At 45.5% G+C, this 13,452-nt stretch carries 8 protein-coding genes and 1 tRNA gene; 3 read left to right on the top strand and 6 right to left on the bottom strand.

What is annotated here, in order from left to right:
- Positions 1-297: 297 nt before the first annotated feature.
- Positions 298-1,503: a Rid family detoxifying hydrolase gene (locus QUA83_RS06065; protein ID WP_333292108.1), complete on the top strand. Its 1,206-nt coding sequence runs from the start codon at positions 298-300 to the stop codon at positions 1,501-1,503.
- Positions 1,504-1,565: 62 nt separating this feature from the next.
- Here QUA83_RS06065 and QUA83_RS06060 read toward each other — a convergent pair whose 3' ends face one another.
- The 3 genes from QUA83_RS06060 to QUA83_RS06050 all read right to left on the bottom strand — a co-directional run bounded on the left by QUA83_RS06060 (position 1,566) and on the right by QUA83_RS06050 (position 4,693).
- Positions 1,566-1,943 (bottom strand): hypothetical protein, encoded by a 378-nt coding sequence (locus QUA83_RS06060; RefSeq protein ID WP_333292107.1) that lies wholly within the window; start codon positions 1,941-1,943, stop codon positions 1,566-1,568.
- 4 nt (positions 1,944-1,947) lie between these two features.
- Positions 1,948-2,163 (bottom strand): hypothetical protein, encoded by a 216-nt coding sequence (locus QUA83_RS06055; protein WP_333225325.1) that lies wholly within the window; start codon positions 2,161-2,163, stop codon positions 1,948-1,950.
- Positions 2,164-2,539: 376 nt separating this feature from the next.
- Positions 2,540-4,693, bottom strand: coding sequence for a polyribonucleotide nucleotidyltransferase (locus tag QUA83_RS06050; protein ID WP_333097397.1), 2,154 nt, complete (start codon positions 4,691-4,693; stop codon positions 2,540-2,542).
- Positions 4,694-5,254: 561 nt separating this feature from the next.
- Here QUA83_RS06050 and QUA83_RS06045 point away from each other — a divergent pair.
- Both QUA83_RS06045 and QUA83_RS06040 read left to right on the top strand, forming a co-directional pair.
- The gene (locus QUA83_RS06045; RefSeq protein WP_333292106.1) at positions 5,255-9,955 is read left to right on the top strand and encodes an SNF2-related protein; all 4,701 of its coding nucleotides are present in this window, start codon (positions 5,255-5,257) and stop codon (positions 9,953-9,955) included.
- Between the two features lie 205 nt (positions 9,956-10,160).
- Positions 10,161-10,988 carry an SWIM zinc finger family protein gene (locus tag QUA83_RS06040; protein WP_333292105.1) on the top strand — a complete coding sequence of 276 codons (828 nt, stop codon included), beginning with the start codon at positions 10,161-10,163 and terminating at the stop codon, positions 10,986-10,988.
- A gap of 151 nt (positions 10,989-11,139) precedes the next feature.
- Here QUA83_RS06040 and QUA83_RS06035 read toward each other — a convergent pair whose 3' ends face one another.
- From QUA83_RS06035 to QUA83_RS06025, 3 genes are all read right to left on the bottom strand, one after another.
- Positions 11,140-11,778 (bottom strand): HAD-IA family hydrolase, encoded by a 639-nt coding sequence (locus tag QUA83_RS06035; protein ID WP_333292104.1) that lies wholly within the window; start codon positions 11,776-11,778, stop codon positions 11,140-11,142.
- Positions 11,779-11,922: 144 nt separating this feature from the next.
- Positions 11,923-11,996: transfer RNA gene (locus tag QUA83_RS06030), tRNA-Val, on the bottom strand.
- Between the two features lie 276 nt (positions 11,997-12,272).
- Positions 12,273-13,448 (bottom strand): SDR family NAD(P)-dependent oxidoreductase, encoded by a 1,176-nt coding sequence (locus QUA83_RS06025; protein WP_333292103.1) that lies wholly within the window; start codon positions 13,446-13,448, stop codon positions 12,273-12,275.
- Between the last annotated feature and the right edge of the window lie 4 nt (positions 13,449-13,452).

Here is a 13,452-nt window from a genome sequence, read left to right as displayed (position 1 = left end):
TGTAAATCTGCTTTTATCTGCGGTTGAAAAATGGGAATTTGTTAACCGCAGATGAAATTGGATTGATTAAACCGCAGAGGACACAGAGAACGCAGAGAAAGAGAACAGAGAGATCGATGATTCTGAGGAAGGACGAATTTGATATAATTTATAGGCGTTTATCTGTGTTTATCTGCGGTTGAAAAAGGGAGTTGATTGACCGCAGATGAAAATGGATTGATGCGGATTTAGATCGCGCTTTCGGTTTTGGTGATAGGCTGGGAATGTGGGGTGTAGCGGAAGGGCGATCGGTGATTTATGGATGCTGAAGAACTTTTAGAAAAATATGCAGCAGGACAACGCGACTTTAAGAACGCAAAGTTAAGTGGGATAGACCTCAAAGGTGCCGATCTGAGTGGGATAAACCTATACAATGCAAATTTGTCTGGAGCCAATTTGTCTGGATCTGAGTTGAGTGAGGCAATTTTTACTAAGGCAAACCTGGATGGAGCAAACTTCAGTAGGGCTTACCTCAGTGGTGCTGATTTGAGTAAGGCAAGCCTCAGCAGTGCCAACTTGAGTAATACTAAGCTGGACAATGCAAATCTGAGTGATGCCCAATTACACTCTGTATCGTTAGCTAAAGCCTCCTTGAAGGAAGCAGACTTAAGTAGAGCAAATCTGAGCTATTCAAAATTGACTAAGGCAAACTTGACAGGAGCAGAATTGAGTCAAGTAAAGTTAGAAGGTTCTAGCCTCCAAGATGCCAACTTTCATAGAGCCAAACTCCGAGGCGTTAATCTGTCTGCATTTAACTTATCAGGCGTTAATCTGGCTGAGGCTGATCTTACGGCAGCCGACTTCACAGGGACAAACTTAAAAAAAGCCTGTCTGGCAGGGACAAATCTCGAAAGAGCGAGTCTTCAAAAAGCAAATTTAATGATGGCAAGTTTAGAAGGAGCCAACTGTCTGGAAGCAGACTTGACTGATGCTCAAACCTATGGTTGGGACATCAAAAATGCCGACTTCACTGGTGCTATAATGCCCGATGGAGAACTCTACCACCCCGAAACCTCTGACGGACAAATCTACCAGCCTGAAACTTCGGAAAAATTATCCCAAAAAATGACATCTATGACGCGCAAAATTATTCGTACTGACAAAGCACCGGCACCCGTGGGCCCTTACAATCAAGCGATCGCCGCTACGGGCACTATGCTGTTTGTAGCTGGTCAAATTGCGATCGACATTAGACTAAACGATATTGTCTACACCGACGATGTGGCAAAACAAACCGAACAAGTTATGGCAAATCTCGAAGCGATTCTCACAGAAGCCGGCGCTACTTGGTTGGATGTGGTAAAAACTACGGTTTTCCTCAAAGATATGAATGATTTTGCCGCTGTAAATGCGGTTTATGCGAAATATTTTGATGCGGAAACTGCACCGGCACGCGCTTGTGTGGAGGTTTCGCGTTTGCCGAAAGATGTGTTAGTTGAGATTGACTGTATTGCTGTTATTTGATTTCATCTTCTTTTAGATGCCAGACTTTTTCAAGAAGTCGGGCATCTGGATATTATGTTTTTTTAATGTTTTTGCAGTTGGGAAACTTGAATCTTCGGCAATTCTTTCCATTCGGGATCAATAGGTGAGTAGCAACAGTAGCACACCGCTAAACAGTCGTATTCAGCATTCGGAATTTCAGGCCTGTACTCCTCTACGCGCGAAACCTCCCAATCTCCCCAGCGAACGTGAGTGCTCGCAGCAGGGGATTTAGGATCTGCACTCTCCTTAAATTGGCCAAAGTTTCGCAGGCGATCGCCCGTTTTAGGCAGAGGTTTGTTTGAGTAGTCGTAGTGTTCTGCTAGGATACTCGTGAGAGCACCTGTATGGGAAAGCAATCTCTCCTCCCATCCAGGGGAAGAAAGCGATTCTGTTTTGAAAATGATCAACCGTTTTGGCATTGATTTATTCCTTTCTCTCGTGTTCGGGTTCGTATGGACTCGGTGGAAACTCTGTCAACCCTTCAAAGACACAATCAACCTTAAGTATCGAATCGTTTGTTTTTTCCCATCGGATTAATTCCCATCCCTGACGCTTGGCCATTTGATCGCATTTCTCTGGATCAGTTGCACTATGACGGCTAATATTCTCGTCTGGATCGTAGCGAGGTCTTAATGTCATCTTTATCTGCGTTTTTCTACAGACGCTGATGAAAATCCCACCTGCTATTTTCACCTGCGATGTCTGCGGTTTACAAGCCTAGATCATATCCTTTATAGTAACTATCTAAGCATACTTTATATTTTATTCAGTCCCCCTCTGCTGGGACTTCATTTATGTAGTTGCGGTTTCAACCGCCGAGGGTAAAGTGCGCGACTTTATTAACTTCTACAGCCGATCGCACTTTTGTCGATCTGTCGCTGTCGCGCACCTACTCCCAAATCAATCTGAAACAATCAGATTTAATCTCAATTAGCAATTAGCAATTACTAATCACGAGTTACCAATTAGCAATTAGCAATTACTCTATAAGTAATTACCAATTACCAACCGTAAACTATTTATTCAGCGCTTCGCGGGCGGCTACCGCTTCGTCGGGATGAATATTCAAGCGGGTCAAATTAATTCGACCTTTATTGTCAATTTCTCGCACTTTGACAATCACTTCATCGTTCACAGCTAACTCGTCTTCCACTTTCCCAACGCGGTAGTCCGCTAACTGGGAAATGTGAATCATTCCTTCTTTTCCGGGCAAAATTTCCACAAAAGCGCCGATCGGAATAATTCGAGTTACGCGCCCGACATACACGTCTCCTGCATTCAACTTGCGCGTCATGCCTTGGACAATGTTGTAAGCCCGCTGAGCTTTTTCGCTGTCGTTGCCAGCAATTGTCACGGTTCCGTCGTCTTCGATGTCAATTTTGACACCGGTTTCTTCGGTGATGGCTTTGATCGTTTTGCCACCAGGCCCAATTACCAAACCGATAAATTCTGGATCGATTTTCAGGGTTAGCAAACGCGGTGCAAACGGCGACATTTCCTTGCGGGGAGTGTCGATGGTTGACAGCATTCTTTCTAAAATGTGCAGTCTGGCCGGTTTGGCTTGGCGGATGGCGGTGGCAATCACATCTAAGGGTAAACCTTTGATTTTCATGTCCATCTGCAAAGCAGTAATCCCGGTGTCGGTACCGGCTACTTTGAAGTCCATGTCGCCTAAAAAGTCTTCAATTGCCTGAATGTCAGTCAAAATTCGGACTTCATCGCCTTCTTTAATTAAGCCCATTGCCGCGCCGCTGACGGGTTGGGAAAGGGGAACGCCTGCATCCATTAATGCTAGCGTTGAGGCGCAAACTGAACCCATTGAGGTGGAACCGTCGGAAGAAAGGATTTCTGAAACTACGCGAATCACGTAGGGGAAATCTTCTTTGGATGGCAAAACGGGCAGTAAAGCGCGTTCTGCAAGGGCTCCGTGACCGATTTCTCGCCTTCCGGGCGATCGCATCGGCTTGGTTTCTCCCACGGAAAACGGGGGGAAATTGTAGTGGTGGAGGTAGCGTTTGTCTTGCTGCGGGTGCAAGTCGTCTCCTAAGTCTTGGGCGTCGCCTGGGGTTCCCAGGGTAGCTGCGGACAACACTTGAGTCAAGCCCCGATTAAACAACGCACAGCCGTGTACTCGCGACGGCAGCACGCCTACGCGACAAGAAACGGGTCGCACCTCGTCTAGCTTGCGACCGTCTACGCGGATGCCATCTTCGAGGATCTGCTTCCGCATCATTTTTTTGGTAACGTCTTTGAAAACGTTGCCGATCGCCTTGCTGTTGGCGGTGGCCGCTACTTTTACCGGGTCCTCTTCCGGGAGTTCGGCGATCGCAGCTTCGACTTCATTTGCCTTAACTTCGTCCAATGCTGCATTCCGTATTGTTTTGTCTTTTTCAAATCTTGACAAAATGATGCGGATGGGTTCTTGGGCGCGATCGCGAATGAAGGTTTCCAGGGCCGAATCTTGCGATGGCCGTTCCTCTACCACCAAATCGATGCCCAATTCGGCCATAATTTCGCGCTGGGCTTGAATTAAGTCACAGGCTGCTTCATAGCCGAAGTCGATCGCCTCGATGATATCCTGTTCCGGCAATTGGTTAGCGCCGGCTTCTACCATGATTACTCCGTCAGGAGAACCAGCTACCACGAGATCCAACTCGCCTTCTTTGATTTCGCTGTAGGTGGGGTTGATGATGAAATCGTCCCCTACCAAACCGACTCGCACTGCAGCCATCGGCCCGTAAAACGGCATTTTCGCCAGCAGTATCGCCACCGAAGCCCCCGTCACCGCCAAAACGTCTGGTGGCACTTGTTCGTCCATCGAAACCGTTGTGGCTACAACTTGGATGTCATCTCGCAGCCAGCTTGGAAATAGCGGACGCAGCGGTCGATCGATCAAACGGCCAGTCAAAGTCACTTTTTCCGGGGGACGCCCTTCCCTTCGCAAAAATCCACCGGGAATTTTACCGCCAGCGTAGAGTCTCTCTTCGTAATCCACCAACAGGGGCAGGAAATCAATTCCTTCTCTCCCCTGCGATCGAGTCGCTGTCACCAAAACCGCCGTGTCACCCGACTGAATCAAAACTGCACCGCCTGCTTGAGGCGCTAGTAAACCAATCTTCAGTCTAATATCCCGTCCATCGAAGGATATTGACTTGTCTATCTCTACCATGTAGCACTGCTTCCTTATCTACCACATTCTTTCTCTGTCGGGATCGTAACATTACCACAGGATGTTTGAGAGTCCGACGCCAAAAGACAGGGATAATCGCCTCGCGATCGACTGTCTGCGTCTGGCTTATGAGCATTTATAGCCTTTCTCAGTAACATGAGGTACTCTCGCGGGCATTGGGCATCGGGCATCGGGCATCGGCATAGGACTCGCCCCGATACCTCACCACGCTTGAGAACCGCTATATACTCGAAGTTATTTTTTGCTGCTTGGGGTCGATTCTCCGGTCGATCGTCCGCTAAACGCCTTCCATAGATGGTACGATCAATTTTCGTTTGGGAATTGGGACGTTGAAGGAAGAAGGAAGAAGGAAGAGGGATTTAGTTATCTAGGTCAGGGAATAAGCGGTAAGGTGTGCCATAAGTACCTAAATATACAGGTTCTACCTAATTCCTATCTCGGTCAAAATTTCCTTGGTTTGTTTTAAATAAAATTTTCATAAAGCCCATATAAATGCTGTAGTCAACCTCGCACTTAAATACAAATATCAGGGTAAAAAAGATGGCAATTTTACACGGCAGTTGGCTCCTAGATAATGAAAAAAGTTGCTTATTTATTTGGGGAGAAACTTGGCGAAAGCTTGAGGCAATTGAAATCATAGAATCGGGGACAAGTTTACCGCATCCCTTAGCAATGACCGAAGCGGAATTTAAGAATTTCCTCAATTCCTTGCAGCAGTCGGGAAAACTGGATTGGCAATTACCGGAAACCGCAGAAACTCCACCGGAAAAAAGCAAAAAAACTAGGCGATCGCCCAAAACTCCCAACGAAGAAATTAGCCCACCCAACTCCTCAATTAAAAGGGAAATTCGGGCGATCGCACTTCCCACCCAAATCTCAGAATCGAACACAACTCTGATGCCGCAGCACTCAGCAGCAGCACTTGAGGAACCCGCTAAAACCGAGGAAATTTACCTTTATCCCTGGCAAGTCGAGGGTTTTTGTCTCAACCCTCAAGCAGCTTTTGTTTTCTTGCAATCACTACCGCTTAATAGCACAGAACTAGACTCATTTGTCGGCTCAGATTTGCGTTTTTGGTCTCATATTGCTAGGTGGAGTTTGGATTTGTTGGCAAGATGCAAATTTTTGCCTGGATTGGAGAAACAGTCGGACGGTTCTGCTATTGCTAAATGGCAACCGTTGTTAGATAGTTCTACAGATACACTCCGCCTCGCCACTTTTGTCAAGCAAATGCCGACTGCTTGCAGAACATATCAGAAGAAGGAAGAAGGAAGAAGGAAGAAGGAAGAAGGAAGAGGGGAAAAGGAAGAAGAATCGAGTCAATTGCCTTTAGCGGTGGATTTGCCGATGGGGGCGGAGGAATTGGTGTTAGGCTTTTTGAGTAGTATTGTAGATAGTCAAGTGCGATGGGCTGGTAGCTCTACTTTAGACATCAAAGCAGTTTCTCCTGTGCGCGACTGGCTGCAAGCTTTGCAGCAGGAATCTGGGATAGTTCAAGTAGAATCAGCAGCATTGGAAAATTTGGCAACCAAGCTGAGTGCTTGGACTGCACCGCTGCAAAACCAATTATCTCAACAAAGTCAATTTCGCACTTGCTTTCAACTCATACCGCCATCTCCGGGTAAAGCCAACTGGAATTTAAATTATTGCTTGCAAGCAGCAGATGAAAACGAATTTTTGGTGGATGCGACAACTGTTTGGAACAACTCAGTCGAGCGTTTGGCTTATGCGGGGCGGACAATAGAATTGCCTCAAGAAACTTTGCTCAGCGGCTTGGGTTTAGCCTCGAAACTTTATCCGTTAATTGAACCGAGTTTGCAAGCACAGCGGCCTCAATCTTGCCAATTAAATCCCCTGCAAGCTTACGAGTTTATTAAGTCTGTAGCTTGGCGGTTTGCTGATAGCGGGTTGGGCGTAGTTTTGCCGCCGAGTTTGACAAAGACGGATGGTTGGGCGAGTCGTTTGGGTTTGAGCATTCAAGCGGAAACTCCGAAAGTGACTCCGGCGAAAGGCGGGTTGGGATTGCAAAGTCTGCTAAATTTTAAGTGGGAATTGACGATCGGCGGACAGCGCATTTCTAAGGCAGAATTTGACAGATTGATCGCGTTGAATTCGCCTTTGGTGGAAATTAACGGCGAGTGGGTGGAGTTGCGCGCGCCGGATGTGAAAGCGGCTCAAACTTTTTTTGCCAGCCGCAAAGAGCAAATGACTCTTTCTTTGGAGGATGCTTTGCGTTTGGCGTCGGGCGATACTCAGACGATCGAAAAATTGCCTGTGGTGAATTTTGAGGCTACGGGTCAACTTCAGGAATTGTTGAATACTTTGAGCGATAATCAAGCCGTAAGTGCGATCGCAACTCCGGCTAGTTTCCGAGGACAATTGCGGCCTTATCAAGCCCTAGGAGCAGGCTGGTTAGCATTCTTAGAACGCTGGGGTTTGGGTGCTTGTCTCGCGGACGATATGGGAACTGGTAAATGCGCTTTACCACAAACTTTGCTTTTTGTCAATGGCTTTTTACAAAAAGCTGAAAAAATATGGGAAACTTATGCCGGAAAAACAGAATTCGACGGTGAGGGCTTTTGGTCTGAACCTAACGAGCAATTACTGGTAAATTCCATAAATCAGGAAACAGGCAAAATTGTACAGGCGACTATTCGACGACTTTACCGCCAGCAAGTGCAAGAAAAGTTGCGAACCATCAAACTACAAGATGGTAGCAGCATCACAATTACCCGCCGCCACAAATTGTTAGGACGCGATGGCTGGACTAATGACCTCAAGGTTGGAGATTATGTTTGCGTTCCTGCTAAATTGTATTGGGAAGGAAAGCCGGAAGATCCCGATTTGGTCAAGTTTCTGGCTTGGCAGATTGCTGAGGGATATGAGCAGCGCGATCGAGCTGTACTCTCGATCGCACAAAAAGATGCGACAGTTCTGGAAGAGTTACGTGTCGCACTGCACCGGATCAGCGAAAAGTATGGAGTAAAAATCAATAATCCTGCTGTTCGTACTCGTGCTAAGCAGATAGCAGCAGACTTGGTTGTATGCAGTCGATCGTACCAAAGCTTTCTTGAGTCTAAAGGCTACGAGTGGGGGAAACTGTCAGCCGAGAAAAGCTTCCCACAATTTATCATGCAAGCCAATCTTGATAGCATTCGGATTTTTCTCAAAAACTACTTTGATGCTGAAGGTTCTGTCATTCCTAAAATGCGGACTGTCGAAATTAGCACCGCTTCGCCTTTAATCATCCAACAACTTTCTACACTGCTGCGGCGCTTTGGAATTTGGCTGCGAATCGCCACTAAACAGAAACGCGCCACCAAGGGCAGCGGGATTTTTCGCACCTATTATATCGGTACCTTCGGCGGTAACTCAGCGCGCATATTTTTGCAGGAAATTGGCTTCGGTTATCCAGAAAAACAGCAAAATTTAGAGAAAATTTGCGAAGTTACTGCCAATACAAATGTCGAAGGAATTCCGGTTTCGGATATTGTGGCCGATGCAGTGGAGATGACCAAACTGCCGCTACGGCATTTCCGAATGCACAATCCTGTTTATATTAACGGTTCCCAGCAGTTCTCCCCCATCAGCCTGGGAAAGGTGGTCGCAGGTATGGAAAATGTGCTTGGTGGTTCCGCAGAACAGGAGTACCGCCAGCTAAAGCCTTCTAAATGGACGAATCAGACCCTAGAGGCTTATGCAAATCTCAATGTAGCGCAGCTAGATAGTGTCCGAGAAAATTTGCAACTTATACTCGATCGCGAAGTCTTTTATTGCAGAATAGAAGAAATTGAGGATTTTGAGTACAGTGGGTGGGTCTATGATTTTGAGGTGGGCAAACATCACAATTTTGTTGCCAATAATATTTTGTGCCACAATACTGTTCAGCTAATTGCTTTTCTCCTGCATTTACAAGAAAAAGATTCCTTGGAAGGGCCGACATTACTGGTTTGTCCGACATCGGTATTGGGCAACTGGGAACGCGAAGTCAAGAAGTTCGGCCCGACGCTGAAAGTATTGCTACACCACGGAGACCAACGCGCTAAAGGCAAAGCATTTGCGACGGCAATTAAAGGAAAGGATTTAATAATTACCAGTTACGCGCTGGTGTTTCGCGATGCGAAGGAAGTTCAAGGCATTAAGTGGCAAGGATTGGTTTTAGATGAAGCGCAAAATATTAAAAATTCCGAGGCGAAGCAGTCGCAAGCGGTGCGGCAAATCGAGGCATCTTTTAAAATTGCGCTGACGGGAACTCCGGTGGAAAATAGACTGCAAGAATTGTGGTCTATTTTGGAGTTTCTCAATCCTGGCTATTTGGGACCGCGCAATTTCTTTCAGCGCCGATTTGCAATTCCGATCGAGAAATACGGAGATAGGGAATCATTGCAGACTTTGCGATCGCTCGTTCGGCCTTTCATCCTCCGCCGCCTGAAAACTGACAAAGAAATCATCCAAGATTTGCCCGAAAAACAGGAGATGACTGTATTTTGCGGCCTGGCGGCTCAACAGGCGGTATTATATCAGAAAATAGTCGAAGAGTCAATAGCTGAATTAGACTCAGCCGAAGGTATTCAGCGCCGGGGAATGATTCTGGCTTTGCTGGTAAAACTCAAGCAACTTTGCAACCATCCGGCACTTGTGAAAGCAGAAGCTAAGCCGAAAGAATTGGGGATTAAGAGTCAGGAATCGGGGAAATTGCAGCGGTTGGTGGAAATGTTAGAAGAGGTGATCGCTGAGGGCGATCGGGCTTTAATTTTTACTCAATTTGCTGAATGGGGAAAACTCCTGAAACCGCATCTAGAACAGCATTTAGGGCGAGAAGTTTTGTTCTTGTACGGAGGAATTCGGCAACAGCAGCGGGAAGAAATGATCGATCGCTTCCAGCACGACCCCCAAGGCCCGCCGATTATGATTTTATCCTTAAAAGCAGGTGGCACAGGTTTGAACTTAACCAGAGCAACCCACGTTTTCCACTATGACAGATGGTGGAATCCAGCAGTAGAAAATCAGGCAACTGACCGGGTATTTCGCATCGGTCAAACCCGCAACGTGCAAGTTCACAAATTTGTCTGTACAGGTACGTTAGAGGAGAAAATACACGATATGATTGAAAGCAAAAAAGCTCTAGCCGAACAAGTTGTCAGCGCCGGCGAAAACTGGCTCACCGAACTCGATACAGACCAACTTCGGAATTTACTAATCCTCGATCGCAATGCTATCATAGAAACGGAAGAAGAATAATAAAGCATTTCTCAGAAAGATGAGGTGCTATCGGTCATAGGGCATAGGGCATAGGGCATACCTCACCAAGCTTGAGAACCGCTATATGACCCATTCCCAACAGCATGACACGGAAGTCAGGAATACACGGATAGCTGTTTTTTTCTTTCTGAATGCAACATCCCAATTACCAATGCCCGATGCCCAATTCCCAATTCCCAAATAAATGATTGACAGAGAATGGTGGACACAACAGTGGTTAGATTTAATCAATACCTACCGCTTCAAAAAGCGGTTAGAACGCGGCTGGCAGTACGCGCGCGAAGGTAAAGTTCTCAGCATTAAATTTCCTAATCAAGAAGTAATTGCCGTAGTTCAAGGAACTGATCCAAAACCCTATCAAGTTTCTTTAGGACTCGATACATTGACTGATGAAGATTGGGATTATGTGATTGAAAATATGTCGCAAAGAGCAGTTTTTTCAGCTAAATTACTAGCAGGAGAAATGCCACACAATATTGAGGATGTATTTGCGGCTGCTGGCAAAACCCTATTTCCGTTAAGCTTGTCAGATATTCGATCGCGCTGTAGCTGTCCTGACCCCAAAAACCCTTGCAAACACATCAGTGCAGTATACTACTTATTGGGCGATCGCTTCAGCGAAGACCCCTTCGTACTCTTTCAATTGCGGGGCCGAACTAAAGAGCAAATCTTGACAGCACTTCGTCAAAGACGAGGTACGCAAGGAGAGGAAAATTCCCAACTCAACTCCGGCGAAAATGCCCCCACTACGAATTCTAAATTGCCGAAGGTCGATCGCTTTTGGGAATACAATCAGCAGCTAGAATCATCTTTAGTAGTAATTGTACCGCCGCCCAGCAGCGAAACAGTATTAGATATCTTAGGCCCAATTCCCATCGCCACCGACGGAAAAGGAAGCGCTAGCAAATCCTCGCCCGCCTCTGACGCACTCAAGCAGCATTTTAGCAAAATCTACCAAGCAGTTAGCCAGCAAGCAGTTTTAGCAGCACTGAAACGGGGCGAAGGAGATTAACATAATTTACTCACAGAGATGATAATAGGGAATATGGCTGATAACAAATCAGGCTTTAATACCCATTTTATTCTTTAGTCCCTCTATGGTGGAAAGAGAGTTTGTCTAGAATAGATTTCAACCGACGAGTCTTACTTTTTGCAATTTCAGTTTACACTTCCCGCAAATTACTCATAATCTCTATCAATTCCTGGGGACGTTTAATCAAATAATCTGGATTGTGTGCCACCAAAGCCTCCTGAGAATTAAAACCCCAAGCTACAGCAATTACCTTAATTCCGGTTTTTCGAGCAGCTTCTATATCTCTAATTTCATCTCCCACATAAACGACTTCTTTAGCCTTTATATGTTCGGTTTTTAGCCATCTATTAATAACTTTATGTTTACCAAAAGTTGAACCAGAGTAAATAAACGTGAAAGTGTCTTGCAGACCGTTTGTTTCCAGCGAGGCCAAGACGTTTTCTCTGGAATTAGATGTGATTATGCCCAGTTGAAATCCCTGTTTTTTTAAATCGAGTAAAACTTCTTTAATTCCCGGAAATAATTGAATGTTGGGAATTTCGCTGCGTAACTCCGCTTTCAACATTCTAATCAGCAGCGGGAATTTGAAGATAGAAATGCCCGAATACTGAAGGACTTGCCAAGAAGTTAAATTGCTCAGTTGAGCGATTTGCTCTTTGGTGGCAGATTTAAAGCCTAATTCTACTGACAAACGGTTGGTGATGCTTAGAAGAATATCGATTGTATCTGCTAAAGTACCGTCAAAATCAAAAATAATTACTTTGGTCATTGGACAATAGCAAATAAGGAACTAGGGATCACTTCTATATTACCCATTACCTCTTGCTTGTCAAAAAAAATGATCGCAACGGCGGGATTTGCACCCGCATCTCCTGGTATGCTCCAAGGAATTCTATCATTTAAACTACGTTGCTGGTGGCAGCGAACCGAATCAAACGGTTGTCTCTCGCCTGTCGAGCGATTGCTTTACCATTAAGCTACACTGCCCCATTTTATTATACCTTTTTAAGGCAAAAATTTTACATCAAACCCCATATTAATTTTAAATTATATATCTCGCTTGTAGCTGACTCTCCCTCCCCCCTATCCCGCCCCTAAAAAAGGGGAGTAGGGGGTGGGACAAGAACTCTCAAAGTCCTCCTTATTAAGGGGGATGCGAGGGGGATAAAGACAAATAGATAAGCGAGAGTATGAAAGGAATTTAGTCTTAAGTTGATACCAAGGGTGGGGAGTGGAAAGAGCCATAAAAATATTAAATGACTTTTACCACTGCGACTCAGCATAATCTTTAAATAATTTACCATAAAAATAGCGTCCCTCATTTACTCCCAAATAAATTGGATCGCAAATCCGCGCAGCGGCATCGACAGCATCAAAGGGAGGTTGTACGCCGCGTTGCTGCATCGCTAAAACTTGAGGGTAAGGGTGCTGAAAACTAATCCATCCCGGATCGACAGCATTCATAAAAATTTTGTGTTTGGCATACTCAGAAGCGCAGGTGCGAGTCATCATGTTCAGCGATGCTTTTGCCATATTTGTATGCGGATGTCGCCAAGGTTTGTCACTGTTAAATTGCCCTTCTTTTGAAGACACATTGACAATATATTTGCCACCAGCTTCAGGATTTTTTTTCATCAGCCGTTTGAGCCTGCTGTTAATCGCAAAAGGAGCGATCGCATTAATAACGTGAACTTCCAACATTTCCAAAATGCTCACCTCATCATCCTTCATCAGCCAACTGTTGAAAGGGCGCAAATCCACTTGTTGTCCGTCGCGATCGTACATACCGGGCGGAAACAAACTAAAATCAGATGAATGTGATAATTGATTCTCTCGATCCAAGTTAAAAACTGTGGGGATTTCAGTGTTGCGATTTGGAACAGAGTCTGTGAAAAATTTGGGGATATCCTCATAAATCTTGTCTGTCAAAAAGTGCGATTGCGCCAATAGCGGCTGAATCTCAGCAGGCAAAGCCTCCAAAGGCAGAGATTCAAAATCCCTCAAATGCTGGTAAAATTCAGGAGGGCGGCGAATTGTTTGAGCCGCATTATTGATAATAATGTCAATTCGCGGATAGCAGCAGACGAGGTGTTCGGCAAATCGCTCAACCCCCGCAATATACCGCAAATCTAACTCGTAAACGTGCAGGCGATCGCACCAGTGGGCAAAATCCGCTTCTCTAGCATATCTCCTAGCAGCATCCCGAGCAAAACGAGTAGTACAAATTACAGCAGCACCAGCTCTCAACAACCTCAAAGTTACAGCATACCCAATTTTCACTCTCGCTCCCGTCACCAAAGCAAATAACCCATGCAAATTAGCAGTTTGGTTACGTTTTGCCAAATTAAGTTCGCCGCATTTCAAACACAAACCCCGGTAAAAAAAATGTTGCTCTCGAAAACTCTCCTTGCAAACAAAACACCGCTGCAGTTTATTCATTTTC

It is taken from the genome of Microcoleus sp. K1-B1, from assembly GCF_036704705.1.
Lineage (GTDB): Bacteria > Cyanobacteriota > Cyanobacteriia > Cyanobacteriales > Microcoleaceae > Microcoleus.
The sequence above is the reverse complement of the archived record's forward strand: the minus strand, read 5'-3'. Positions and strand labels throughout refer to the sequence as shown.

Excerpts from the sequence above, each read along its gene's own strand:
- QUA83_RS06065 (WP_333292108.1), top strand. The coding sequence starts at position 298 with ATGGATGCTGAAGAACTTTTAGAAAAATATGCAGCAGGACAACGCGAC.
- QUA83_RS06060 (WP_333292107.1), bottom strand. The coding sequence starts at position 1,943 with ATGCCAAAACGGTTGATCATTTTCAAAACAGAATCGCTTTCTTCCCCT.
- QUA83_RS06055 (WP_333225325.1), bottom strand. The coding sequence starts at position 2,163 with ATGACATTAAGACCTCGCTACGATCCAGACGAGAATATTAGCCGTCAT.
- QUA83_RS06050 (WP_333097397.1), bottom strand. The coding sequence starts at position 4,693 with ATGGTAGAGATAGACAAGTCAATATCCTTCGATGGACGGGATATTAGA.
- QUA83_RS06045 (WP_333292106.1), top strand. The coding sequence starts at position 5,255 with ATGGCAATTTTACACGGCAGTTGGCTCCTAGATAATGAAAAAAGTTGC.
- QUA83_RS06040 (WP_333292105.1), top strand. The coding sequence starts at position 10,161 with ATGATTGACAGAGAATGGTGGACACAACAGTGGTTAGATTTAATCAAT.
- QUA83_RS06035 (WP_333292104.1), bottom strand. The coding sequence starts at position 11,778 with ATGACCAAAGTAATTATTTTTGATTTTGACGGTACTTTAGCAGATACA.
- QUA83_RS06025 (WP_333292103.1), bottom strand. The coding sequence starts at position 13,448 with ATGAATAAACTGCAGCGGTGTTTTGTTTGCAAGGAGAGTTTTCGAGAG.